General features: G+C 61.5%; 23 protein-coding genes, 1 tRNA gene and 1 pseudogene. 18 read left to right on the plus strand and 7 right to left on the minus strand.

The features are described from left to right. The first annotated feature begins 13 nt into the window (after window positions 1-13). Both ACZ9BX_RS04480 and ACZ9BX_RS04485 read left to right on the plus strand, forming a co-directional pair. Entirely contained in the window at window positions 14-580 is a 567-nt protein-coding gene (locus ACZ9BX_RS04480; protein ID WP_476215978.1) for a P-loop NTPase family protein, read from the plus strand. Window positions 581-589: 9 nt separating this feature from the next. Further along, the gene (locus ACZ9BX_RS04485; RefSeq protein WP_476215979.1) at window positions 590-1,033 is read left to right on the plus strand and encodes a type II toxin-antitoxin system RatA family toxin; all 444 of its coding nucleotides are present in this window, start codon (window positions 590-592) and stop codon (window positions 1,031-1,033) included. Between the two features lie 29 nt (window positions 1,034-1,062). Here ACZ9BX_RS04485 and ACZ9BX_RS04490 read toward each other — a convergent pair whose 3' ends face one another. After that, window positions 1,063-1,368 carry a hypothetical protein gene (locus tag ACZ9BX_RS04490; protein WP_086996490.1) on the minus strand — a complete coding sequence of 102 codons (306 nt, stop codon included), beginning with the start codon at window positions 1,366-1,368 and terminating at the stop codon, window positions 1,063-1,065. 99 nt (window positions 1,369-1,467) lie between these two features. Next, a complete protein-coding gene (gene tnpA, locus ACZ9BX_RS04495) occupies window positions 1,468-1,881 on the minus strand; it encodes an IS200/IS605 family transposase (protein WP_476215980.1) in 414 nt (137 codons plus the stop codon). Window positions 1,882-1,917: 36 nt separating this feature from the next. Here tnpA and ACZ9BX_RS04500 point away from each other — a divergent pair, with 36 nt between their 5' ends. Next, window positions 1,918-2,859: an RNA-guided endonuclease InsQ/TnpB family protein gene (locus tag ACZ9BX_RS04500; RefSeq protein ID WP_476215981.1), complete on the plus strand. Its 942-nt coding sequence runs from the start codon at window positions 1,918-1,920 to the stop codon at window positions 2,857-2,859. Window positions 2,860-2,891: 32 nt separating this feature from the next. Further along, a complete protein-coding gene (locus tag ACZ9BX_RS04505; RefSeq protein ID WP_476219896.1) occupies window positions 2,892-3,110 on the plus strand; it encodes a zinc ribbon domain-containing protein in 219 nt (72 codons plus the stop codon). Here the strand turns inward: ACZ9BX_RS04505 and ACZ9BX_RS04510 are convergent. Together ACZ9BX_RS04510 and ACZ9BX_RS04515 are read right to left on the minus strand one after the other, a co-directional pair. Then, a complete protein-coding gene (locus ACZ9BX_RS04510) occupies window positions 3,107-3,646 on the minus strand; it encodes a CinA family protein (protein WP_476215983.1) in 540 nt (179 codons plus the stop codon). The genes ACZ9BX_RS04505 and ACZ9BX_RS04510 overlap by 4 nt on opposite strands. Then, a complete protein-coding gene (locus ACZ9BX_RS04515) occupies window positions 3,643-4,863 on the minus strand; it encodes a bifunctional 2-C-methyl-D-erythritol 4-phosphate cytidylyltransferase/2-C-methyl-D-erythritol 2,4-cyclodiphosphate synthase (RefSeq protein WP_476215985.1) in 1,221 nt (406 codons plus the stop codon). The genes ACZ9BX_RS04510 and ACZ9BX_RS04515 overlap by 4 nt, the downstream gene beginning before the upstream one ends. A gap of 145 nt (window positions 4,864-5,008) precedes the next feature. Here ACZ9BX_RS04515 and dusB point away from each other — a divergent pair, with 145 nt between their 5' ends. From dusB to hflX, 8 genes are all read left to right on the plus strand, one after another. Continuing rightward, window positions 5,009-6,031, plus strand: a complete 1,023-nt coding sequence (gene dusB / locus ACZ9BX_RS04520; RefSeq protein WP_476215987.1) for a tRNA dihydrouridine synthase DusB — start codon at window positions 5,009-5,011, stop codon at window positions 6,029-6,031. Next, window positions 6,028-7,176, plus strand: a complete 1,149-nt coding sequence (locus ACZ9BX_RS04525) for a two-component system sensor histidine kinase NtrB (protein WP_476215989.1) — start codon at window positions 6,028-6,030, stop codon at window positions 7,174-7,176. The genes dusB and ACZ9BX_RS04525 overlap by 4 nt, the downstream gene beginning before the upstream one ends. Then, the gene (ntrC, locus tag ACZ9BX_RS04530; RefSeq protein ID WP_476215991.1) at window positions 7,173-8,624 is read left to right on the plus strand and encodes a nitrogen regulation protein NR(I); all 1,452 of its coding nucleotides are present in this window, start codon (window positions 7,173-7,175) and stop codon (window positions 8,622-8,624) included. Before ACZ9BX_RS04525 ends, ntrC begins: the two co-directional genes overlap by 4 nt. A gap of 220 nt (window positions 8,625-8,844) precedes the next feature. Then, the gene (locus ACZ9BX_RS04535) at window positions 8,845-11,115 is read left to right on the plus strand and encodes a sensor histidine kinase NtrY-like (protein ID WP_086996376.1); all 2,271 of its coding nucleotides are present in this window, start codon (window positions 8,845-8,847) and stop codon (window positions 11,113-11,115) included. After that, the gene (ntrX, locus tag ACZ9BX_RS04540) at window positions 11,105-12,469 is read left to right on the plus strand and encodes a nitrogen assimilation response regulator NtrX (RefSeq protein WP_027509441.1); all 1,365 of its coding nucleotides are present in this window, start codon (window positions 11,105-11,107) and stop codon (window positions 12,467-12,469) included. The genes ACZ9BX_RS04535 and ntrX overlap by 11 nt, the downstream gene beginning before the upstream one ends. Before the next feature lie 61 nt (window positions 12,470-12,530). Then, window positions 12,531-13,394 carry a D-amino-acid transaminase gene (locus ACZ9BX_RS04545; RefSeq protein WP_476215994.1) on the plus strand — a complete coding sequence of 288 codons (864 nt, stop codon included), beginning with the start codon at window positions 12,531-12,533 and terminating at the stop codon, window positions 13,392-13,394. Between the two features lie 110 nt (window positions 13,395-13,504). After that, the gene (gene hfq / locus ACZ9BX_RS04550; RefSeq protein ID WP_003539403.1) at window positions 13,505-13,747 is read left to right on the plus strand and encodes an RNA chaperone Hfq; all 243 of its coding nucleotides are present in this window, start codon (window positions 13,505-13,507) and stop codon (window positions 13,745-13,747) included. A gap of 77 nt (window positions 13,748-13,824) precedes the next feature. Beyond that, window positions 13,825-15,150 (plus strand): GTPase HflX, encoded by a 1,326-nt coding sequence (gene hflX, locus ACZ9BX_RS04555; RefSeq protein ID WP_027509443.1) that lies wholly within the window; start codon window positions 13,825-13,827, stop codon window positions 15,148-15,150. Between the two features lie 7 nt (window positions 15,151-15,157). Here the strand turns inward: hflX and mazG are convergent, their stop codons facing one another. Next, window positions 15,158-15,991, minus strand: coding sequence for a nucleoside triphosphate pyrophosphohydrolase (mazG, locus tag ACZ9BX_RS04560; RefSeq protein WP_476215996.1), 834 nt, complete (start codon window positions 15,989-15,991; stop codon window positions 15,158-15,160). 6 nt (window positions 15,992-15,997) lie between these two features. Next, window positions 15,998-16,585 (minus strand): nucleoside deaminase, encoded by a 588-nt coding sequence (locus ACZ9BX_RS04565; protein WP_476215998.1) that lies wholly within the window; start codon window positions 16,583-16,585, stop codon window positions 15,998-16,000. A gap of 248 nt (window positions 16,586-16,833) precedes the next feature. Here ACZ9BX_RS04565 and cysG point away from each other — a divergent pair, with 248 nt between their 5' ends. From cysG to ACZ9BX_RS04590, 5 genes and pseudogenes are all read left to right on the plus strand, one after another. Continuing rightward, window positions 16,834-18,270, plus strand: a complete 1,437-nt coding sequence (cysG, locus tag ACZ9BX_RS04570) for a siroheme synthase CysG (RefSeq protein ID WP_476216000.1) — start codon at window positions 16,834-16,836, stop codon at window positions 18,268-18,270. A gap of 2 nt (window positions 18,271-18,272) precedes the next feature. Beyond that, window positions 18,273-18,587, plus strand: a complete 315-nt coding sequence (locus ACZ9BX_RS04575; protein ID WP_086996385.1) for a DUF2849 domain-containing protein — start codon at window positions 18,273-18,275, stop codon at window positions 18,585-18,587. A gap of 8 nt (window positions 18,588-18,595) precedes the next feature. Further along, complete coding sequence (locus ACZ9BX_RS04580; RefSeq protein WP_476216003.1) at window positions 18,596-20,266, plus strand: nitrite/sulfite reductase; 1,671 nt, start codon at window positions 18,596-18,598, stop codon at window positions 20,264-20,266. Between the two features lie 10 nt (window positions 20,267-20,276). Further along, window positions 20,277-20,790 (plus strand): annotated as a pseudogene (locus tag ACZ9BX_RS04585) (DUF934 domain-containing protein). A 36-nt stretch (window positions 20,791-20,826) separates the two neighbouring features. Next, window positions 20,827-22,038 (plus strand): UbiH/UbiF family hydroxylase, encoded by a 1,212-nt coding sequence (locus tag ACZ9BX_RS04590; protein ID WP_476216004.1) that lies wholly within the window; start codon window positions 20,827-20,829, stop codon window positions 22,036-22,038. Window positions 22,039-22,044: 6 nt separating this feature from the next. On the opposite strand, the gene ACZ9BX_RS04595 is transcribed toward ACZ9BX_RS04590, so the two are convergent. Then, window positions 22,045-22,794 (minus strand): cytochrome c biogenesis CcdA family protein, encoded by a 750-nt coding sequence (locus tag ACZ9BX_RS04595; RefSeq protein WP_476216006.1) that lies wholly within the window; start codon window positions 22,792-22,794, stop codon window positions 22,045-22,047. Window positions 22,795-22,988: 194 nt separating this feature from the next. Between ACZ9BX_RS04595 and ACZ9BX_RS04600 the strand changes: the two genes are divergently transcribed. Beyond that, window positions 22,989-23,064 (plus strand) — tRNA-Lys (locus ACZ9BX_RS04600). Window positions 23,065-23,487 lie beyond the last annotated feature (423 nt).

Raw genomic sequence — 23,487 nt, forward strand, 5'->3', positions numbered from 1 at the left:
TTTGGAGGATGCCATGGCCTGGTTGAGCGATATCAGGGATGCCGCCCATCGATTGAAGACGGCTGATCGCGTACTCGTCATCGGCTGCTCCGGCGGCGGTAAGACTACGCTTGCGCGGAAGATTGCAGCGCGCTTCAGCCTGCCTTTCGTTTCCATGGATCGCGAGTTCTTCTGGCTGCCGGGCTGGGTGGCACGCGCAGGGCCGGAGCAGCGGGCGTTGATAGCCGAGCGGATCAAGCAAGATCGCTGGATCATGGACGGCACCAACGCATCGAGCTTCGATCTCCGGCTGCCGCGGACCGATATTGTCCTGTGGATCCGCATGCCGCGCCTGATATGCGTCTGGGGCGCCGTCAGCCGATGGCTGAGGTGGATTGGGCGTACACGGCCCGAAATGACGCCCGGCTGCGCGGAGAAGGTCGACCTCGAATTCCTGAGCTACATCTGGAACTTCGAAAAGAAGCATTCGCCCATCGTTCTCGCCGCCATGGCCGCTCACGGCCCCGATGTTCCGGTTCTCCAGCTAAAATCGCGCCGCCAGATGCGTGAGCTTCTTGATCTTCTTGGTTGTCCCGCTTAACTGCCGATTATGCCGCAATTTGAAACGCATCACCGTGTCCCGCATTCAGCCGAGCAGATGTTCGACCTCGTAGCCGATGTGGAACGCTATCCGGAATTCCTGCCGCTCTGCGAAGCCCTGTCCATCCGCAGCCGCAAGGAGCGCGATGGCAAGATCTTGTTGATTGCCGACATGACCGTCGGCTACAAGGCGATCCGCGAGACCTTCACGACGCAGGTGCTGGTCAACAAGGCGGAGCGCTTCATCGACGTCAAATATATCGACGGGCCGTTCAAATATCTCGACAACCGCTGGCGCTTCGAGGAGGCAGCCGAGGGCGGCTGCACCATCCATTTCTTCATCGACTACGAGTTCAAGAGCCGGATTCTCGGCGCCTTGATGGGCTCGATGTTCGACCGCGCCTTCCGAATGTTTTCCGAGGCCTTCGAAAAGAGGGCGGAAGCGATCTACTAGCTCTGAGGATCAAAGCGCTGCTGCAGCCATTAGCGGTCGAAGAAGTGATCGAAGTATCGGTTTGCCGGATAGGCATATGCCCCCCGATCAATAAAGTTGCGCCGGGACAGGCAGCTTCTCAGGGCCGCGTTGTAAACGAGGCTGTACGGATTTGGCGATCCCCGCCAGGACATCGCCTCGTACTGGCAATATCCGACCGCGCGGTCGTATTTCGCGAGCAATAGCGGGTCTGAATCGACACGGATTCCATGATACGTCTGATAGTTCGATGGCGCCTCGGCGGCTGATACGCAGCCCAAGCTCAAAACGACTCCCATTGCGGCCAGATATTTCATCGACGTAACCCCCCTCGGTATGAAATCCAGCATAGGGCATCAGCGCTCTTTGTTCCAGACTCCATGTTCATCGGAACCGCGCGCGAAAACCCCCGTCCTTCAGGGCGAGGAGGAAGCGCGCGACCTTTGGGTCTCGACATACTGCCGGATAATGTCCAACGGCGCGCCGGCGCATGACGCGGCGAAATATGACGGCGACCACAACACGCCGTCGAAGTAGCGCCCCGCCACTTCCGGCCTCGCTTGCCGCAGCAGTCGGCTCGACACGCCCTTGAGACTGTTGACGAGCTTCGACAGCTGGACGGTCGGAGGATAGTTCACCAGCAGATGGACGTGATCGTCTTCGCCGTCGCACGACACGAGTTCTGCATCGAAGTCGGAACATAGCTTCGCGAAGATGCGCGACAGCTCCGCCACGGCGCGTTCCGACAGCACATCCCGCCTATACTTGGTTACGAAGACCAAATGAACGTGCAACGCAAAAACACGATGTCTTCCAGTGCGATAATCCATATTGCGATGCCTCCGGCCAATTGATACAACCATAGCATGACGAACCGCGCGTACAAGTACAGGATTGACGCTGACCAGCAGACGGCGGAATTCTTCGCCCGCTGCTGCGGCGTCGTGCGCCTCGTCTACAACATCGCCCTTGAGCAGCGATCCTCCTTCTGGCGGCAGTTCAAGAAGGCCGAGGGAAGGACCATCTCCTACCCGTCCCAGGCGCGCGAGCTGACGGCGATCCGCTCCGAGGTGCCGTGGGTGGCGCAATGCCCGATCGACGCGCAGCAACAGGCGCTGCGTGACCTCAACCAGGCGTTCCAGAATTTCTTTGCCGGACGGGCGCGGTACCCGAAGCCGAGGCGCAAGTTCGTCAACGACGCGTTCCGCTTCCCGTCGAGCCGCGTCGGCGAAATCGAGGTGCTGAACGCGAAGTGGGCGCGGCTGCGGCTCCCGAAAATCGGCGACGTAAAGTTCCGCTACACCCGCCCGATCAGGGGCGAGGTCGGCAACGTCACGGTCGTGCGCGAGGCCAACGGATGGCACATGGCCTTTTCCTGCGCGTTCGAACACGAGACGCCGGAAAACGACAATCCGGCCGTCGGCATCGACCGCGGCATCGTCAACACCGTCGCGCTCTCCACGGGCGAGAGGCACGCGATGCCGCCGACCAACCTCGACGACCGCCACAAGCAGTGGCAGCGTACAGCCTCACGGCGGAAGCGGCGTTCGAAGCGCCAGGCCAAGGCCAGACGCCACGCCGCGCGGATCGCAGCGAAGGCGGCGCGCAAACGGCTGCACTGGCAACACGTGACGACGACGCGCATCGCGCGGCGCTTCGCAACGGCCGTCCTCGAGGACCTGAAGATCAGGAACATGAGCGCCTCGCCGAAAGGGACCGTCGAAGAGCCGGGGAAGACCGTCGCCCAGAAGGCTGGCCTCAATCGCTCGATCCTCGCTTCGGCGTGGACCGCTTCGAGCTGCTGCTGACTTACAAGCTTGCCTTCCTCGGCGGAAACGTCGTGAAGGTCGATCCGAGATACACGTCCGTGACCTGCTCAAAGTGTGGGTCGAGGGACAAGGGAAACCGCGAAAACCAAGCGAAGTTCCTCTGCCGCTCCTGCGGACACGCAGACCACGCCGACGTCAACGCGGCGGTCAACATACGACTGGCTGGAACACTGCCATCGGCGGCGTCGGAGACTTCCGGCGGGAGCCGAGGACTCGAAAGGGCGGCCTAAAGCCGCCCCTGAAAATCCCAGTCCTTCAGGGAGGGGAAGATGTTAAGGAGTGCAACCAGCATTTCCAGCGCGGTCTGCACGGTCGCAAGACGCACTTTGTCGCGGCCGATATCGCCGTAGAGCATCTTGCGATGGATGAGCACGCCGCTGCGCGATTTCGCCGCCAGATGAACCAGCCCGACCGGCTTTTCCGGTGAACCGCCGCCCGGCCCGGCGATCCCCGTCACGGCGACCGCGACGTCGGCGCGGGAGCGGAAGAGCGCGCCGTGGACCATCTGCCGTGCGGTCTCTTCGGAAACGGCGCCGAATCCTTCGAGCGTCCGTTCCTGAACGCCGAGCATCTCGATCTTGGCCGCGTTGGTATAGGTGACGAAGCCGCGATCGACGACTGCCGAGGAGCCGGAGATTTCCGTGAGCGCTCCGACGATCAGCCCGCCGGTGCAGGATTCGGCCGTCGAGATCATTGTCTTTGCCACCGTGGAATCGCGGACGACGCTTTCCGCGAGCGCAAGAATGTCGGCCGGGAACATGCTCACCCCCTTGCTTCGCGATAGACGACAGTGGCAGTCGCGATCGCCGCAATGCCTTCGCGTCGACCGACAAAGCCGATCGTCTCGTTCGTGGTCGCCTTCACCGAACAGCGATCGATCGAAATGCCGAGAAATTCGGAGAGATTGGCACGCATCGCGTCGCGGTGCGGAGCGACCTTCGGCGCCTCGGCGATCAGCGAGATATCGGCATTCATGATCGTGCCGCCGCGATCGCGCACGATCTTCGCCGCATGTTCGAGGAAGATGCGCGAGGCGGCACCCTTCCATTGCGGATCGGACGGCGGAAAATGATCGCCGATATCGCCCGCACCGCAGGTGGCCAGCAGCGCATCCGTCAGGGCATGCAGCGCGACGTCGGCATCCGAATGGCCCCTGAGCCTCTGATCGTGCGGGATGAATACGCCGCAGAGCGTGACCCCATCGCCGGCTTCCAATTGATGCACATCGTAGCCGTTGCCGGTGCGCACGTCGGGCAGTTGCGATGACGAAAGCCGGTCGTCGGCAAGGATGATATCCCGTTTGACCGTCAGTTTCACGTTATCGGCTGCACCCTCGACGATCGTCACGGGAATCCCTGCCCATTCGGCAATTGCAGCATCATCGGTGAAGTTCGTGCGGCCGGTCTCGCTTGCCTTTTCATGTGCCGAGAGGATGGCATCGAAGGCGAAGGATTGCGGCGTCTGGGCTGCGAAAAGATGCTCGCGCGACACCGTTTCCAGAACCGTGCCCGTGCCGTCGGCGCGTTTCAGCGTGTCGGCAACGGGCATTGCCGGCAGGACGGCCGGCGCACCGCCTACCAGTGCATCTGCGATCCGGTCGAGAAGCCCGCGGTCGAAGAAGGGACGGACGGCGTCGTGAATGAGGACATGCGTAATGCCCTTGTTCTTCAGATGCCTCAGTCCAGCAAGAACCGATTGCTGTCGGGTCGCCCCGCCGTGAACGGTTTCGATCGGTGTGACTGACAGCACCGGGCGAAACGTCTTTGCGAACAGCGCTTCGTCGTCAGGATGGATGACGACGACGATATGGGCGGCGTGCTCCCATGTCATGAAGTTTTCAAGCGTATGGGTGATAATCGGCTTTCCGCCGATCAAGCGGTATTGCTTCGGGCCCTCCTCACGCGAGCCTGCCCGTTCGCCGCGGCCGGCAGCGACGATGACAATTCCGGCCGAGATCGGTTGCTTCGAATGCATTTGCGGCATAAATCCCTAAAAATGTGCGGAAAGTGGCATGAGTGCTCTACCGCCTTGGGGGCTCGCTTTCCAGCATCTGCCCAAAAAATATCAATTCTCACCGAAGCCTCTTGGCAAGCCCCTTTAGTATGGCTAAAAATAGTGCAGCGTTACCGTGTGCCTGAAAGATAATCAATTGCATCGAATGAATCTTGCAGCGCCCTTGCAGATCGGAAATGTCTCCGTGCGCAACCGCGTTGTGCTGGCGCCGATGTCCGGCGTCACCGACATGCCCTTCAGGCAACTCGCCTGGCGCTACGGCGCGGGCCTGGTTGTGACCGAAATGGTGGCGAGCCGGGAGCTCGTGAACAACACCGCCGAATCATGGTCGCGACTGAGGACTGCGGGCTTCAAGCCGCATATGGTGCAGCTCGCCGGCCGCGAGGCGCATTGGATGGCTGAGGCCGCAAAAATCGCCGCTGGCAGCGGCGCGGATGTCATCGACATCAACATGGGTTGTCCGGCCAAGAAGGTGATCGGCGGCTATTCCGGCTCGGCGCTGATGCGCGATCCGGATCATGCGCTGAGCCTGATCGAGGCAACCGTGAGGGCCGTCGATGTTCCGGTGACGCTGAAGATGCGCCTCGGCTGGGACGAAAATTCGCTCAACGCGCCCGAGATCGCCAAGCGCGCCGAAGATGCAGGGGTGAAGCTGATCACCATTCATGGACGCACGCGCATGCAATTCTATGAAGGCAAGGCGGATTGGGACGCGATCCGCGCAGTTCGCGACGTGATTTCCGTTCCGCTGATCGCAAACGGCGATGTCGATACGCCGGAAGATGCGCAAGAAATCCTTCGCCGCTCGGGCGCCGATGCGGTGATGATCGGCCGCGGTTGCCAGGGGAGGCCATGGCATGCGGGCGTGCTGGCGGGGGAGGCTGCACCGGCAGCAAGCGTTATCCCCGACATAGTCGCAGAACACTACGAAATGATGCTGGATTTCTATGGCGAGGCGACGGCTATCCGTCATGCCCGCAAGCACCTCAGCTGGTATCTGGAGCGCTTCGCGCCGTTGCTGCCGGTTTCAGAGAAGACGGCAATCATGACGTCGCATACACCGGCAGAAGTCGTCTCGCGCCTTCGCGATGCGCTCACGACCGGTTTGGAAATTTCAGAAAGCCGGGAGGCGGCATGATGGACAAGGTTCAAGCCGAGCATACCGGCAGCCCCGTTGCGATGGCAGTGCTGAACGCGATCCAGAATCCGGTGGTGATGGTCGACGAGGCGGGCTTGATCGCCTTCGCCAACTGGGAGGCGGAATCGTTTTTTGGGGCGAGTGCCTCGCACCTCGCGCGCTACAAGATTTCCACCTTCATTCCGTTTGGAAGCCCGCTTCTGGCCTTGATCGATCAGGTGCGGGAGCGCAAGGCGCCCGTCAACGAATATCGCGTCGATCTGAGTTCGCCCCGTCTTGGCCAGGACAAGCTGGTCGACATTTACGTCGCGCCGGTGATCAGCGAGCCCGGCTCCGTCGTCGTCGTGTTCCAGGAGCGCTCGATGGCCGACAAGATCGATCGTCAGCTGACGCACCGCGCCGCCGCCAGATCCGTGACCGGCCTTGCATCCATGCTCGCCCACGAGATCAAGAATCCGCTCTCGGGCATTCGCGGTGCGGCCCAGCTTCTCGAGCAATCCGTCATCGATGAGGACCGCGCGCTGACGAGGCTCATCTGCGATGAGACCGACCGGATCGTGTCGCTGGTCGATCGCATGGAGGTCTTCTCCGACGAACGGCCTGTCGATCGCCTGCCGGTCAATATCCATTCGGTGCTCGACCATGTGAAGGCGGTGGCAAGGGCAGGCTTTGCCCGGCATATTCGCATAACCGAGAATTACGACCCGTCGCTGCCTGCGGTTTACGCCAACCGCGATCAGCTCGTGCAGGTCTTCCTCAACCTCGTGAAGAACGCAGCCGAAGCCGTCAGCGACCGGCAAGACGGCGAGATCATGCTGACGACGGCCTATCGTCCCGGCATCCGCCTTTCTGTCGCCGGAACGCGCGAGAAGATCTCGCTGCCCCTGGAGTTCTGCGTCCAGGACAACGGTCCCGGTGTGCCGTCCGACCTGCTGCCGCATCTCTTCGATCCGTTCATCACTACGAAGACGAACGGCAGCGGCCTCGGCCTTGCACTCGTCGCCAAGATCATCGGCGATCATGGCGGCATCATCGAATGCGACAGCCAGAACAACAAGACGACGTTCCGCGTCCTCATGCCTGCCTCCAAGGATGCCTCGGCTGACGATTCGGCAATTGCAAACCCCACAGGAACTTCTCGATGACAGCAACGATTCTCGTCGCGGATGATGACGCGGCCATCCGTACCGTGCTCAACCAGGCGCTCAGCCGTGCAGGTTATGATGTTCGAATCACCTCCAATGCTGCCACGCTCTGGCGCTGGGTGTCGGCAGGCGAGGGCGATCTGGTCGTGACCGACGTCGTCATGCCGGACGAGAACGCCTTCGATCTGCTGCCGCGAATCAAGAAGGCGCGCCCTGACCTTCCGGTGCTCGTCATGAGCGCCCAGAACACCTTCATGACGGCCATCAAAGCCTCTGAGAAGGGCGCTTACGACTATCTTCCCAAGCCCTTCGATCTCACGGAACTGATCGGCATCATCGGCCGGGCGCTCGCCGAGCCGAAGCGGAAGCCCGCCAAGCTCGACGAAGACATGCAGGACGGCATGCCGCTTGTCGGCCGCTCCGCGGCCATGCAGGAAATCTACCGCGTGCTCGCCCGCCTGATGCAGACCGACCTGACGCTGATGATCACGGGCGAATCCGGGACCGGCAAGGAACTCGTGGCCCGCGCCCTGCACGATTACGGAAAGCGCCGCAACGGACCGTTTGTGGCGATCAATATGGCGGCCATCCCGCGCGACCTCATCGAGTCCGAGCTCTTCGGCCACGAAAAGGGCGCCTTTACCGGCGCGCAGACCCGCTCCACCGGCCGTTTCGAGCAGGCCGAGGGCGGCACGCTTTTCCTCGATGAAATCGGCGACATGCCGATGGATGCGCAGACGCGTCTTCTACGCGTCCTGCAGCAGGACGAATATACGACAGTCGGCGGACGTACGCCGATCCGCACGGACGTCCGCATCGTCGCGGCGACCAACAAGGACCTGAAGCAGGCGATCAACCAAGGGCTCTTCCGCGAGGACCTCTATTACCGCCTGAACGTCGTGCCGCTGCGGCTTCCGCCGCTGCGCGACCGCGCGGAGGATATTCCGGACCTGGTCCGGCACTTCATCCAGCAGGCGGAAAAGGAAGGGCTCGGCACCAAGCGGTTTGACCAGGAAGCCATCGAGTTGATGAAGGCCTATGCCTGGCCGGGCAATGTGCGCGAGTTGGAGAACCTGATCCGCCGCCTGGTGGCACTTTATCCACAGGACGTGATCACCCGCGAGATCATCGAAGCCGAGCTTCGTTCCGACGTGCCGGACAGCCCGATCGACAAGGGGCCGATCCGCACAGGATCGATGACGATCGCCCAGGCTGTGGAAGAAAACATGCGAACCTACTTCGCGAGTTTCGGCGATAACCTGCCGCCTCCAGGCCTTTACGACCGGGTGCTGACGGAATTGGAATATCCGCTGATCCTCGCAGCTCTGACCGCCACGCGTGGTAACCAGATCAAGGCTGCGGACCTGCTCGGTCTCAACCGCAATACGTTGCGTAAAAAGATCCGCGAACTCGGCGTCTCCGTCTACAGAAGCTCCCGAACAGCTTGACAATGCTGCAGGCCGCGTTGCATTTTCGCCACAATGCGTTGCTTAAAGGTCACGCATAGGGTTGGACATCGCCATCGCATTGAAGCCGTTGAAGCGCACGCTTCAGGCTGCCTGGTGCCGTTTCGGCAGAATGGCTGAGACGGCGGGGCTTTGCATGGGCGATCAAATCCAGCCGATGGACCGTGACATACCGGCTTCTGCCGCTTGGAGTGATGACTTGATGAAGCAGGATGCGGCATCGCCTGCGGCAGACAGCGATACGGTTGCGACCGTCACCGATCGCCGGGCGCTGTTTGCGCTGCCGGGTCTTGTCTTGGCCGGCGGCGCGTTGCTCTGCGCGACGCTGACGCTCTTCATCCTGCTGGGCGTGACGCCGATCGACCCGACGACGCGCGTCGTCATCACTTCGGTCGTGGTGAATTCCTTCTTCGTGCTTGCGCTGATAGCGCTGATTGGACGCGAAGTTGCGCGGCTGCTCAAGGCGCGCACGCGCGGCCGCGCCGCCGCCCGTTTGCACATCCGGATCGTCGTCTTGTTCTCGATCGTCGCCATCACGCCGGCGATCCTGGTTGCGATCTTTGCAAGTATCACGCTGAATGCCGGGCTCGACCGCTGGTTCGCGCTGCGCACGCAGTCCATCGTCAGCTCGTCGCGCAATATCGGCCAGGCCTACATGATGGAGAACGCCAGCTACCTGCAGGGCCAGACCATCTCCATGGCGAACGACCTGGAACGCAACCGGGTGCTCTACAATCTCGACCGCACGGGCTTCGGGGAATTGATGACGCGCCAGGCGCGGGGCCGCGGGCTGCTCGGCGCATTCCTCGTAGAGAGCGACGGTACGGTCATCGTTCAGGCGGACATCAAGACCGAAAAGCCATTGCCGGCGATACCGCAGGATGCCCTGCAGAAAGCCGCCGCCGGCCAGCCGACGCTCATTCCGCCGGGCGTGACCAACCTTGTCGGCGCCATCATCAAACTCGAGCAGATTCCAAGCGCGTTCCTCTATACCGTGCGTGCCGTCGATCCGAAGGTCATGGGTGCGATGCGCATGATGGAGGAGAATGCGACGGAATACCGCTCGATGGAAGCGGGACGGGTCTCGCTGCAGATTGCGTTCGCGGTTCTCTATATCGGTTTTGCCCTGATCGTGCTGCTTGCGGCGATCTGGACGGCGATTGCCGTCGCGGACAGGATCGTCCGGCCGATCCGCCTGTTGATCACCGCAGCCGACAGCGTAGCCTCCGGCAACATGGATATCGTCGTGCCGGTTCATGCGGTCGATGGCGACGTTGCAAACCTGTCGCGCACGTTCAACAAGATGATTTCGGAAATCCGCACGCAGCGTGACGAGATACTAGAGGCGAAGGACGAGGTCGATGACCGCCGCCGCTTCATAGAGGCCGTGCTGTCGGGTGTGACCGCCGCGGTGATCGGGGTCGAGAGCGACCGGCGGATCACCATCGTCAACAGTTCTGCCGAGACGCTGATGTCGCTGCCGGCGCGCGAGATGCTCGGGAAGCAGTTGAATGAGATTGCGCCTGAAGTCGATCAGGTGCTGACCGAAGCCGCATCGCGCTACCGCAGCGATTTCCGCAAGCAGATTGCCCTCGTGCGCGGCGGAACGGTGCGGACGTTGAGCGTGCAGGTCACGCGCGAGGAAGTTCGCGATACGAGCGACTCCTACGTGATCACGCTCGACGACATTACCGATCTCGTGATCGCGCAGCGTTCGACGGCCTGGGGCGACGTGGCGAGGCGCATCGCCCACGAGATCAAGAACCCCCTGACGCCGATCCAGCTCTCCGCCGAACGCATCCAGCGCCGTTATGGGAAGCAGATCAATCAGGAGGACCGCACGGTCTTCGATCAATGTACCGATACGATCATCCGGCAGGTTGGCGATATCGGCCGCATGGTCGACGAGTTCTCGGCTTTCGCGCGCATGCCCAAGCCGACGAAGGAACAGGCCGACCTGCGCAATATTCTCCGAGATGCCATCTTCCTGCGTGAGATGGGCAATACGCATGTGAGCTTCCTGCAGGAATTCGGCGACAAGCCGCTGGAGGGGCTGTTCGACAGCCGCATGCTGGGGCAGGCATTCGGAAACCTGATCAAGAATGCAGTCGAATCCATCGAGGCTGTGCCGAGCGGCGAGCGCGACGAGCGGAAGGTTCTCGTCAGGGCGTGGTTGGATGAGAGCCGCGACCGTTTCACGGTCGATGTCATCGACAACGGCCGGGGCCTGCCGGTAGAAAACCGGCACGGCATCCTGGAGCCTTACATGACGATGCGGGAGAAAGGCACTGGTCTCGGTCTCGCAATCGTCAAGAAGATCATTGAGGAGCATGGCGGGCAGCTGGAACTGCATGATGCGCCCGCCGATTTCGACCAGGGAAGGGGGGCCATGATCCGCGTGCATCTGCCGCGTCTCGAGCCAGCTCCCGCTGCCCCGGCGTCAAATGACAAGGAAAGTGTGTATGGCCTCTGATATTCTCGTCGTCGATGATGAGCACGATATTCGCGAGATCGTTTCCGGTATTCTCTCGGATGAAGGACACGAGACGCGGACCGCGCATGACAGCGACAGCGCGCTCGCGGCGATTTCCGACCGCGCGCCGCGCCTGATCTTCCTCGATATCTGGATGCAGGGCAGCAAGCTCGACGGTCTTTCCCTGCTGGACGAGATCAAGACGCGTCATCCCGACATTCCAGTCGTTATGATTTCGGGTCACGGCAATATCGAGACGGCCGTCTCCGCCATCAAGCGCGGCGCCTTCGATTTCATCGAAAAGCCCTTCAAGGCCGATCGTCTGATCCTGATCGCTGAGCGCGCGCTGGAAAACTCTAAGCTGAAGCGCGAAGTATCCGAGCTGAAGCGGCGCGCAGGCGACGCTGTCGAACTGATCGGAACGTCGGTTGCGGTCTCGCAACTTCGCCAGACGATCGAGAAGGTTTCGCCGACCAACAGCCGCATCATGATCTTCGGCGCATCCGGCTCCGGCAAGGAGCTGGTGGCGCGCATGATCCACAAGAAGTCGGCGCGCGCCAATGGTCCTTTCGTCGCGCTGAACGCTGCGAACATTACGCCGGATCGCATGGAGGTTGCCCTTTTCGGCACGGAAGGCTTGCCCGGCCAGGCGCGCAAGACTGGGGCGCTGGAAGAGGCCCACCGCGGCATTCTCTATCTCGATGAAGTCGGCGAAATGCCGCGCGAGACACAGAACAAGATCCTGCGCGTGCTAGTCGACCAACAGTTCGAGCGCGTCGGCGGATCGAAGCGGGTGAAAGTGGACGTTCGCATCATCTCTTCGACGGCTTACAATCTGGAAAGCCGCATTGCCGAAGGCTGGTTCCGCGAGGACCTTTACCATCGCCTTGCGGTCGTTCCTGTTCGCGTGCCGGCATTGGCGGAGCGCCGCGAGGACATCCCGTTCCTCGTCGATCAGCTGATGCGTCAGATTTCCGAGCAGGCAGGCATCCGTCTGCGCCGCATCGGCGACGATGCGATGGCGGTGCTGCAGGCTCATGACTGGCCAGGCAACATCCGCCAACTGCGCAACAATATCGAACGTCTGATGATCCTTGCGCGCTCGGATGGCCCGGATGCGCCGATCACGGCCGACATGTTGCCGACAGACCTTGGCGACATGCTGCCGAAGGTATCGGCCAAGAACGACTACCACATCATGACGCTTCCGCTGCGCGAAGCCCGCGAGATGTTCGAAAAGGATTACCTGATCGCGCAGATCAACCGCTTCGGCGGCAATATCTCGCGCACCGCGGAATTCGTCGGCATGGAGCGCTCGGCGCTTCACCGCAAGCTGAAGTCGCTCGGCGTCTGATTGCTCCCGGCGCAGTTTTCTGCGCCGGTTTCCCATTTCATTGCCTTAAATTCAGGTTCCCATGCCGAGAATTTCCTATGTGAATGGCCGCTACGTGCGGCACGCCGATGCGAAGGTGCATATCGAAGACCGCGGCTACCAGTTCGCGGACGGCGTCTACGAGGTCTGCGAAATACGCCATGGCTATATCGTCGATATCACGCGCCATCTCGACCGCTTGAACCGCTCGCTCGGCGAGTTGCGCATCGCCTGGCCGATGAGTCGCCAGGCGATGATCCATGTGATTCGCGAAACGGCGCGCCGGAACAAGGTGCGGAACGGCTTGTTCTACTTGCAGGTTACACGCGGCGTGGCGCGCCGCGACCACGTGTTTCCGGCCGAAGGCACCAAGCCTTCGCTGGTCATCACGGCCAAAAGCACCGATCCGTCAGTGATCGCGAAGAAGAACGCAAACGGAATCAGGGCGATCACCGTTCCCGACAATCGGTGGGATCGGGTGGACATCAAGACCGTCGGTCTTCTCTCGAATGCGCTGGCCCGCCAGCAGGCGAAGGAAGCAGGCGCCCAGGAGGCCATCTATGTCGATACAGACGGCTTCGTGAACGAGGGCGCGGCGACCAATGTCTGGATGGTCGACGCGGACGGCACTTTGATCACGCGCCCTGCCGAACATGGCATCCTGCGCGGCATCACGCGAACGACGCTGATGGACGTCGGGGCGAAGCTCGGCCTCAGGATCGCCGAGCGGAACTTCACCGTCGCAGAAATGCTGGCGGCGCGCGAGGTCTTCATCACGGCTGCCACAAGCATTTGTTTTCCCGTCGTTTCCGTCGACGGGCTGACGATTGCCAACGGTCATCCCGGCACGATCTCGCAGAATATTCGAGAAGCCTTTTTCGACGTTGCGGAAAAGATTGCGATTTGATACCAAGATTTGCTGGACGGAAGGGATGAGGATTACCATCCGCCTTGCAGGAGAGGTTGATTAATATTCACCGGCGCGATCAAGCCGGCAATAAAGAAAGAAGCGGCGCGATGGCGGAACGTTCTCAGAATTTGCAGGACTTATTTCTCAATACTGTTCGCAAACAAAAGATTTCTCTCACTATTTTTCTCATCAACGGCGTAAAGCTCACGGGCGTTGTCACTTCCTTCGACAATTTCTGCGTTCTTCTTCGCCGTGACGGCCATTCGCAACTCGTGTATAAACACGCGATCTCAACGATCATGCCGGGCCAGCCCATGCAGATGTTCGAGAGCGAAGAAGCAGCGTCCTAACAGGATCAGCAGTCATTACGACACGCGATACCAGGAATGATTCCATCATCCCGGAGGCCCAAAGGCTTCGGGATGATATGCGGGCAACCGTTGTCGTGCCTGTGCTGAAGCAGGCGCGGAGCAAAAGTGTGCCGATCGAAGGCGCTGCCACCCGCTCGCCTGAGAGCCGCCTTGAAGAGGCGACCGGTCTCGCCGAGGCAATAGATCTCGATGTGGTCGGCGGCGCAATCGTGCCGATCTCCGATCCGCGTCCGGCAACTCTGCTCGGCACAGGCAAGATCGAGGAAATCAAGGCGAAGCTCGATGAGCACGATTCCGGCCTCGTGATCGTCGATCACCCGCTGACGCCGGTGCAGCAGCGCAATCTCGAGAAGGAATGGAACGCCAAGGTCATCGACCGGACGGGCCTGATCCTGGAAATCTTCGGCCGCCGCGCCTCCACGAAGGAAGGCACGCTGCAGGTCGATCTCGCGCATCTGAACTATCAGAAGGGCCGTCTGGTCCGCAGCTGGACCCACCTTGAACGCCAGCGCGGCGGCGGTGGCTTCATGGGCGGCCCGGGCGAAACGCAGATCGAGGCCGACCGCCGTCTGCTGCAGGATCGTATCATCAAGCTGGAGCGCGAGCTGGAGCAGGTCGTCCGCACCCGCCAGCTTCACAGGGCCAAGCGCAGGAAGGTACCTCATCCGATCGTGGCCTTGGTGGGCTACACCAACGCCGGCAAGTCGACACTCTTCAACCGGATCACTGGGGCAGGTGTCCTTGCCGAGGACATGCTCTTCGCCACGCTCGATCCGACGCTTCGCCGTATGAAGCTGCCGCATGGCCGCACCGTCATCCTGTCCGACACCGTTGGCTTCATTTCCGACCTGCCGACGCACCTCGTCGCCGCCTTCCGCGCCACGCTCGAAGAGGTGCTGGAAGCCGATCTGATCCTCCATGTCCGCGACATGTCGGATGCCGACAATCAGGCACAGAGCGCGGACGTGATGCGCATCCTGGACGATCTCGGCATCGACGAGGCCGAGGGCGCCAGACGCATCGTCGAAGTCTGGAACAAGATCGACCGCCTGGAACCGGAAGCGCATGACGCGATGGTGCAGAGGGCAGCAGGCGCCGAAAACGTCGTCGCCGTTTCGGCCGTCAGCGGCGAAGGCGTCGATCATCTGATGCATGAAATCAGCAAGCGCCTTTCCGGGGTGATGACCGCGACGACGATCAAGCTGCCGTTGGACAAACTGGCGCTGCTGCCCTGGCTTTACGAGCATGCGATCGTCGATGGCCGCGAAGACAATGAAGACGGCACGGTGACACTCGACGTAAGGCTCGCCGAAAGCGAAGCGGCCGAATTGGAACGGCGCATGGGCGACGGGCCGAAGCCGCAGAAGGAAGACTGGGAATAGCGTTTAGTTAGCCGAGCTGCCGCTCGATCGCCTTTGCCGCCTGCCAGATTTCCTCCATCCGCTCCAGCGTTGCTGCTTCCAGCGTTTCACCATCTGCTTCAAGTGTTCTTTCGATGTGATTGAATCGGCGGCGGAATTTTGTGTTCGTGCCGCGTAGCGCTTGTTCGGGATCGGCTTTCACGTGCCGGCCGATATTGGCAATGGCGAAGATCAGGTCGCCGAGTTCGTCGCTGACTTTCGCGTGATTGCCCTCCTTCAGCGCGGCACGAAGCTCGCCGATCTCTTCCTCGATCTTGTCCAGGATCGGTTCCGGTGCCGACCAGTCGAAGCCGACCTTTGCGGCGCGTTCCTGCAGCTTCAGCGCTTCTGTCAGCGCAGGAAAGCTTCGCTGCACGGAGCCAAGAAAGCCCGCCTTGAAGTCGTCGCCGATCCCGCGCTTTACCCGCCGCTCGGCGCGCTCGCGTTTCTCCGCCTGCTTGATCTCGTCCCACTGCCTTTGGACAAGCTCCGGAGTGCCGGCATCGGACCGCGCAAAGACATGGGGGTGGCGGCGGATCATCTTGCGCGTGATGGCTGCGACGACGTCGCCGAAGGTGAATTCGCCGGCTTCCTCGGCCATGCGGGCATGGAAGACGACCTGCAGCAGCAGATCGCCCAGTTCCTCGCAGAGATCGTCCATGTCGTTGCGTTCGATCGCGTCAGAAACCTCGTAGGCTTCCTCGATCGTGTAGGGCTTGATCGTTTCGAAGGTTTGGACGACGTCCCAGGGGCATCCGGTTTCGGGATCGCGCAATGCGGCCATGATCTCGATCAGGCGCGAAATGTCTTTTGAAGCTTCCATGATATCTCAGTTCAACGGGATGGCATTGGCGTCTTTGGACGCCTGATAGGTGTCGGACAGCGCATCGTAGCGGGCCCTAATGCGGATGGCTTGCGCTTTCAGGTCAGCTTTCAACGGTTCGTCCTCGGTCTCGATGAGATCGGCGATCGCAAAACTGTTCCAGAAGGCGTTCTGGCGGCGGTATCCGCCGGGTTCGAGGCCGAAGACCTCTTTCAGAATCTTCAGATCGTGGGGAATGGCGAAGCTGTCGCGCGAATCCTCGTGGCTGAAGAAATAATAGAAGTTATCGAAGCCCGCCCAGGTGATCGCCGACATGCACATGCTGCAGGGTTCGTGAGTCGAGACAAAGATGAGCTCCTTGGTCGAAGGCTTGTCGGAGAGTTCGTAGAAACGCTTCAGCGTGTGGATTTCGCCATGCCAGAGCGGATTTTCCAGCTCGTTGTTCGTTTCTGCAACGATAAGCGAAAGGTCGGATTTGCGCAGGACCGCCGCGCCGAAGACCTTGTTGCCCTCGGAAACGCCGAGTTCCGTGATCGGCAGGATATGCTTCTCGATGACTTCGAGAAGGCGGGAAACAATCGTCTTTTCCGGCATGGCTTTCTCCCTGTTTCGTGCAGTTTACCGGTTGCCGCCGGGAAGCGGAATGCATGGTTCCGCCGAATCTGCGCATTTGCCACCACCTTGTGAATGCGCTGCAGCATTTTCCAACGACCGGGCGACTTTTCTCAAATCCTTGAGGTGGCGAGCAAAAGAATACGCGCCCGGCGGGGCATTCGAATTTCTGTTTCTTCAATCCGTTGACGGTAAAAGGCATAGTCGGCCCACTTCGAAGTGGAACGATAATGCCTTCCAGCAACGAACAGCTATCGGTATTTCCCGCATTCTTCCGTGTGGAAGGGCGGATTGCAGCCGTTTTCGGCAATGGAGACGAGGCCTTCGCCAAGGTGCGTCTGCTGCTGAACACGCGCGCCCGCATCGTTGCTTATGCGGAACATCCCGAGGCTGATTATCACTCCTTCCTGATTTCCAACCGCATCGAAACGGTTCGTGCGCCTTTCTCGCCCGCGCAAGTGGACGGTGCAACGCTCGTTTTCGCCGCGACGGGCGACGCTGCCGAAGATCGAGCGATCGTGGAAGCTGCCCAGGCGGCCAGAATTCCGGCCAATGCGGTCGACCAGCCGGACTATTGCGATTTCTTCACGCCGGCTCTCGTCAATCGCGCGCCGGTCGCCGTTGCGATCGGCACGGAGGGCGCCGGTCCGGTGCTTGCCCAGATGATCCGCGCGCAGGTCGACCAGTTGCTCTCGCCGTCGCTCGGCCGTCTGGCGGACCTTGCGGCGAGCTACCGCAAGACCGTCGAGCATCTCGTTCCGCGCGGCGTCGCCCGCAGGGTCTTCTGGCGCCGTTTCTTCTCGGGCGCGGTGGCGGATGCGGTCGCGAACGGTAATCTTCCCGAAGCACGCCGCGCCGCAAACGGCCTGCTGCGCTCCGCGGAAAAAATTGAAGGCCGTGTCTGGCTCGTCGGCGCCGGTCCCGGTGCCGAGGATCTGCTGACGTTGCGCGCCCAGCGGGTCATGATGGAAGCCGACGCCATCGTTTTCGATGCGCTGGTGCCGCAGGCGATCGTTGATATGGGCCGCCGCGATGCCGAGCGCCTTTCGGTCGGCAAACGCAAGGGTTGCCATTCGAAATCGCAGGAAGAGATTAACGATCTGCTGGTCCAGCTTGGACGCCAAGGCAAGCGAGTCGTGCGCCTGAAATCCGGCGATCCGCTGGTTTATGGCCGGGCAGGCGAAGAGATGGCGGCGCTGCGTGCGGCAGGCATCGGCTACGAGGTCGTTCCGGGCATCACCTCCGCTTTGGCTGCCGCGGCCGATTTCGAGCTGCCGCTCACGCTGCGCGGCGTTGCCTCGTCGCTGGTCTTTACGACCGGGCATGACCTGACCGGCGACGTGCTGCCGGATTGGGCAAGCCTTGCCGTGTCGGGCGCGACGATCGCCGTATATATGGGCCGCACCGTCGCGGCCTCGGTTGCCGCGCGGCTGATGAATGCCGGGCTTCCCGCCGAGACGACCGTTGCGGTCGTCGAGAACGCCAGCCGCCGCGATCGCCGTCTGCTGCATGGCATCTTGCGTGATCTTCCCGACCTGCAGCATCGTGACGAGTTGACCGGACCGGTCATGGTCATTATCGGCGATGCGGTCGCAGGCGCCAATTTCGAACTGTCCGAGCCGCTGGTGCGCCATGAGGCGACCGCGCCGGAATTTGCAAGGAGCTAAACATGGTCGACAAGGTTCTGACCGCCAACAGGCTGACGGACGGCGTGGCCGTATGGCTGAACGCCGGCGGCGAATGGGTAACCTCGCTGCAGGGTGCGCTCGTTGCCCGCCATGCCGAGGCCGTGACCGCCTTGGAAGAGATCGGCAAGAAATCCTATGCCGAGAACAAGGTCGTTGACGTCGCCGTCATCGAAGTTCAGGAAACCAACGGCGTTTTATGGCCGCTCCGCCTTCGCGAGCGCATCCGCGCCCAGGGCCCGACCATGGAATATGCGCCGGGCTACAAGCCGGCGGATCCCGAATTCATTGCAGTCTGAGGAAGCTGATGTACCGTTACGACGAATTTGACCACGCCTTTGTCGCCGAGCGCGTCGAGCAGTTTCGCGACCAGGTTCAGCGCCGACTGTCCGGTGAGCTTGCCGAGGATGCGTTCAAGCCGCTGCGCCTGATGAACGGCGTCTATCTACAGCTTCATGCCTATATGCTGCGCATCGCGATTCCTTATGGCACGCTCTCCTCGCGCCAGATGCGTATGCTCGCCCATATCGCCCGCACCTATGACCGCGGCTACGGCCACTTCACGACCCGCCAGAACCTGCAGTTCAACTGGCCGAAGCTCTCGGACATGCCGGATGTGCTCACTGACCTGGCAACCGTCGAGATGCACGCGATGCAGACCTCTGGCAATTGCATTCGCAACGTGACGGCCGATCATTTCGCCGGCGCCGCCGCGGACGAAGTCGCCGATCCGCGCCCCTATGCGGAAATCCTGCGCCAGTGGTCGTCCGTGCATCCGGAATTCTCCTTCCTGCCGCGCAAGTTCAAGATCGCCGTAACCGGCGCCGAGCGCGACCGCGCCGCGATCCAGGTCCACGACATCGGCCTGCACCTGAAGAAGAACGACAAGGGCGAGATCGGTTTTGCCGTCTATGTCGGGGGTGGCCAGGGCCGCACGCCGATGATCGCCAAGCTGATTCGCGACTTCCTGCCGGAAGAGGACCTTCTTTCCTATACGACCGCGATCATGCGCGTTTATAACCTGCACGGCCGCCGCGACAACAAGTACAAGGCGCGCATCAAGATCCTCGTGCACGAAACCGGCGCCGAAGAACTGGCGCGCCAGGTCGAGGTTGAGTTTGCGCAGCTCAAGGATACCGAGCTGAAGCTGCCGGAAAAGGACGTTCAGGCGATCACCGCCTATTTCGCGCCGCCCGCGCTGCCCGAGCGTGCTGAAGGTTGGGAGAACCTTGCCCGCTGGAAGAAGGCCGATCCGGCTTTTGCCCGCTGGGTGCTGCAGAACGTGGCGCCGCACAAGAACCCCGATTACGGCATGGTGACGATCTCGCTGAAGCCGATCGGCGGCATTCCGGGCGATGCCTCCGACGCGCAGATGGATGCCGTTGCCGCTATCGCCGAGGAATATGCCTTCGACGAAATCCGTGTGAGCCACGAACAGAACCTCATCCTGCCGCATGTGGCGCTGGCCGATCTGGAAGCCGTCTATCGCGGCCTGGTCGCGGCCGGTCTCGAAACCGCCAATGCCGGCCTCATCACGGATATCATTGCCTGTCCCGGGCTGGACTACTGTGCGCTCGCCAATGCGCGCTCCATTCCGGTTGCGCAGGAAATCTCCAGGCGGTTCGGCGATCCGGCGCGTCAGGCCGAGATCGGCGAGCTGAAGATCAAGATTTCCGGCTGCATCAACGCCTGCGGGCATCACCATGTCGGCCATATCGGCTTGCTGGGCGTCGAAAAGAAGGGTGCCGAACTCTACCAGATCACTCTTGGCGGCTCCGGTGACGAGCACACCTCGATCGGCGAGATCATCGGCCGGGGCTTTGAACCGGACAAGGTGACGGACGCGATCGAGACGATCGTCGATACCTATCTCGGCTTGCGTCAGGCCCCATCGGAAACCTTCCTCGCCGCCTACCGCCGCGTCGGACCGCAGCCCTTCAAGGATGCGCTCTACGGCGCGGCTGCGGAAGCGGCATAAGGAGGGGATGATGAGGAAGATCTGGAGAGAAATCGGTTTTGCCGCCAGCGATCCCTGGGTGATCGAAACCGAAGAGGTGAAAGCGGAGGGCGATCAGAAGCCGCTGCTCGGCCTCGACGAATTGATTGCAAAGGCTGGCGAGAGCAACGATGTCGGCCTCGGCGTGCTGATCAAGCCGGCCGACGACGTCCGCAAGCTTGAGCCGTACCTCGATCGCCTCGATATCGTCGCCGTTGCCTTCCCGGCATTCAGCGACGGCCGTGCTTTCAGCCATGCCTCGCTGCTGCGCGAGCGGCTGGGTTATGCCAAGGAACTGCGGGCTGTGGGCGATGTGCTCATCGACCAGATCCCGCTGATGCTGCGCGTCGGAATTGACAGCTTCACCGTGACCAACGAAACGGCCCTCAAGCGCCTTTCCGAGAACCGGCTGCCCGGAATTCCGTATCATTATCAGCCGGGCTGCGCGTGACGCGGAGGCCGGCAAGGGCTATAGTTGGCGCCGTCAGGCGAAGCCGGCGGCATAATGCCGGCTCGCCGTCTCTGATGACGGAAGCGATGCAATGAAACATTTCGAAGTTGCGGTGATCGGCGGCGGTCTCGCCGGCATGGTGGCCGCGATCGCACTGGCCCGCGGCGGCCGTAGCGTGGCGCTGATTGCCCCTACCGCAGCGACCGGGGACCAGCGCACGACGGCGCTGATGGATCAGTCGATCCGCTTCCTCGATCGCCTTTCTCTATGGGACAAGCTGAAGCCCGAAACCGCGCCGCTGAAGAGCATGCGCATCATCGACGCCACGAATCGTCTGCTGCGTGCGCCAGCCACGACCTTCCGCGCCGTCGAAATCGGTCTTGACGCCTTCGGTTACAATTTCCCGAACAAGGCTCTGACCGGCGTGCTTGAGACGGCCGTCGCCATCGAAGGCAATATCACGCGATTCACCTCTTATGCCGACAGCATCGACATAGGCGAGAATGCCGTTTCCATCGCGCTCGCAGGCGGCGAGGTTCTGTCTGCGGATTTCGCCGCCGGCGCCGACGGCCGCAAGTCGAAGCTTAGGGAAGCAGCCGGCATTGGTGCCCGCAACTGGTCCTATCCACAGTCGGCCATGGTGCTGAACTTCGGCCATTCGCTGCCGCACGAAAACATCTCGACGGAATTTCACACCGAGAGCGGCCCCTTCACTCAGGTACCCTTGCCAGGCAATCGCTCCAGCCTCGTCTGGGTCCAGGATCCGTCGGATGCCGCCGCCGGCCTCGAATTGTCGCTTGCTGAATTGAGCAATGTCGTCGAAGGGCGGATGCAGTCGATCCTCGGCAAGGTGAGCGTCGAGGAAGGCGTACAGGTCTGGCCGCTTTCGGGCATGATGGCGCACCGCTTCGGCAAGGGCCGGATGGCGCTGATCGGAGAGGCCGCGCACGTCTTCCCGCCGATCGGGGCGCAGGGCCTCAATCTCAGCCTGCGCGATATCATGGCGCTGGCAGATATTCTCTGCCACCGCGCCGAAATACCGACACCGGCCGATTCGGGCGATCGGTTCGACCGAAGGCGCCGCGCCGATATCATGACGCGAACGGCGAGCGTCGATTTGCTGAACCGCTCGCTTCTGTCTGGTTTCCTGCCGGTCCAGATGCTGCGCGCTGCGGGCCTTCACATCCTCTCGGCATTTCCGCCGCTTCGCAGCGTCGTCATGCGCGAAGGCATCGAGCCGGGCGGCGGCTTCCGCGATATTCCAAGCGCCTTACGGGAAAAGTTCAGCCGAAGGAAAGCGTGATCCGCCTTAGCCGATCTGCATCAGGATCGGAAAAGTCTGCTGGAACCAGATGGCGGCATCGCTGACGAATCCGAATATGAAGGCGAGCCCTGTCAGCACGAGGAAGGCGCCCGTGATTTTTTCGACGGTGCCGAGATGGCGGCGGAAGCGCGCCAGAAAGTTCATGAAGGCGCCGGAGAAGCCGGCGGCGATCCAGAATGGAATGGCAAGGCCCAGCGAATAGACGGCAAGGAGCCCGGCGCCAGAGCCAACCGTCTCGCGCGATGCCGCGACCGCCAGAATGGCGCCGAGCACCGGCCCGATGCAGGGCGTCCAGCCGAAGGCGAAGGCAAGTCCCATGATATAGGCGCCGGTCAGCGTCGCCGGCTTGCCGCCGCTCTGGAAGCGGGCCTCGCGCGCGAAAAGCCCGATTCGGAAGACGCCGAGGAAATTCAGCCCCATGAGGATGATGATGAGGCCGCCGATCTTCGCCAGAAGATCCAGATGCTGGCGCAGCAGCATGCCGATGCTGGAAGCCCCGGCGCCGAGCGCGACGAAGACCGTGGCGAACCCGAGCGTGAAGAACAGCGCCGAAAACAGCACACCGCGCCGGAAATCGGGCGCAACTGCAACAGTATTGCCACCGCGGAACTGCTCGACGGAAATACCTGCCATATAGCAGAGATAGGGCGGAACGAGGGGAAGCACGCAGGGGGAAAGAAAGGAGAGGGCTCCCGCAAGCAGGGCGCTCAACAGGGAAATATCGGCAATCGACACGCATTCTCTCCGGCTGCAATCCGGCGGATGTTTAGCGCCGCAACCCGCCGATTGCCAATCACCTTTTCGCGCTCCGGCAAGAAATGTGCCTAACGCGGCGAAAAAGGGAGATTTTTCGGTTGACCGCAATAGGTCGCCTGCATATGTTCCGCGCACTTCCGGCCGGGGCGGTCTTTCAGTCCAAGGCATCAAGGGAGAGCGTAGCTCAGCTGGTAGAGCAACTGACTTTTAATCAGTAGGTCCCGGGTTCGAGCCCCGGCGCTCTCACCAAGGATTTCAATAACTTGGTGAGAATTCATATCTTTAGTGACTGCTCCAGTCGCCACCGAGTCGCCACGGCAGGCGAGATAACTGTCTTATGGCGCGCGCCCTGAGGCGTCGCCTCGTCCAACGAATCTGACCGTGCCGATTTAAACAAAGTACCAATTTCCGCGCGTTTCACCTACTTTCCGGGCATCAACTGGAAACAAGGAGGTGCCGATGCCGCGAAACATTCGCGTGAAAGAAGCCGCGTTCTATCTTGGCCTGTCGAATCGACGCTAGACAAGCTTCGCCATTTCGGGGGCGGGCCACGGTATTACAAACTTGGCCGCGCCGTGATCTACGATACCGCGGATCTTGACGCATGGAAGGCTGAACGAGCCCGCACTGAAACGTGGGTCGGCGCCAACGACAACGCGCGGGCGGCGAGGG

It is taken from the genome of Rhizobium sp. USDA 3886, assembly GCF_056279785.1.

Excerpts from the sequence above, each read along its gene's own strand:
- ACZ9BX_RS04525 (WP_476215989.1), top strand. The coding sequence starts at position 6,028 with ATGATGGACAAGGTTCAAGCCGAGCATACCGGCAGCCCCGTTGCGATG.
- ACZ9BX_RS04485 (WP_476215979.1), top strand. The coding sequence starts at position 590 with ATGCCGCAATTTGAAACGCATCACCGTGTCCCGCATTCAGCCGAGCAG.
- ACZ9BX_RS04545 (WP_476215994.1), top strand. The coding sequence starts at position 12,531 with ATGCCGAGAATTTCCTATGTGAATGGCCGCTACGTGCGGCACGCCGAT.
- ntrC (WP_476215991.1), top strand. The coding sequence starts at position 7,173 with ATGACAGCAACGATTCTCGTCGCGGATGATGACGCGGCCATCCGTACC.
- ACZ9BX_RS04575 (WP_086996385.1), top strand. The coding sequence starts at position 18,273 with ATGGTCGACAAGGTTCTGACCGCCAACAGGCTGACGGACGGCGTGGCC.
- ACZ9BX_RS04515 (WP_476215985.1), bottom strand. The coding sequence starts at position 4,863 with ATGCCGCAAATGCATTCGAAGCAACCGATCTCGGCCGGAATTGTCATC.
- cysG (WP_476216000.1), top strand. The coding sequence starts at position 16,834 with ATGCCTTCCAGCAACGAACAGCTATCGGTATTTCCCGCATTCTTCCGT.
- ACZ9BX_RS04580 (WP_476216003.1), top strand. The coding sequence starts at position 18,596 with ATGTACCGTTACGACGAATTTGACCACGCCTTTGTCGCCGAGCGCGTC.
- hfq (WP_003539403.1), top strand. The coding sequence starts at position 13,505 with ATGGCGGAACGTTCTCAGAATTTGCAGGACTTATTTCTCAATACTGTT.
- ACZ9BX_RS04500 (WP_476215981.1), top strand. The coding sequence starts at position 1,918 with ATGACGAACCGCGCGTACAAGTACAGGATTGACGCTGACCAGCAGACG.
- ACZ9BX_RS04535 (WP_086996376.1), top strand. The coding sequence starts at position 8,845 with ATGAAGCAGGATGCGGCATCGCCTGCGGCAGACAGCGATACGGTTGCG.
- ACZ9BX_RS04490 (WP_086996490.1), bottom strand. The coding sequence starts at position 1,368 with ATGAAATATCTGGCCGCAATGGGAGTCGTTTTGAGCTTGGGCTGCGTA.
- tnpA (WP_476215980.1), bottom strand. The coding sequence starts at position 1,881 with ATGGATTATCGCACTGGAAGACATCGTGTTTTTGCGTTGCACGTTCAT.
- ACZ9BX_RS04565 (WP_476215998.1), bottom strand. The coding sequence starts at position 16,585 with ATGCCGGAAAAGACGATTGTTTCCCGCCTTCTCGAAGTCATCGAGAAG.
- ntrX (WP_027509441.1), top strand. The coding sequence starts at position 11,105 with ATGGCCTCTGATATTCTCGTCGTCGATGATGAGCACGATATTCGCGAG.
- ACZ9BX_RS04480 (WP_476215978.1), top strand. The coding sequence starts at position 14 with ATGGCCTGGTTGAGCGATATCAGGGATGCCGCCCATCGATTGAAGACG.
- mazG (WP_476215996.1), bottom strand. The coding sequence starts at position 15,991 with ATGGAAGCTTCAAAAGACATTTCGCGCCTGATCGAGATCATGGCCGCA.
- hflX (WP_027509443.1), top strand. The coding sequence starts at position 13,825 with ATGCGGGCAACCGTTGTCGTGCCTGTGCTGAAGCAGGCGCGGAGCAAA.
- ACZ9BX_RS04590 (WP_476216004.1), top strand. The coding sequence starts at position 20,827 with ATGAAACATTTCGAAGTTGCGGTGATCGGCGGCGGTCTCGCCGGCATG.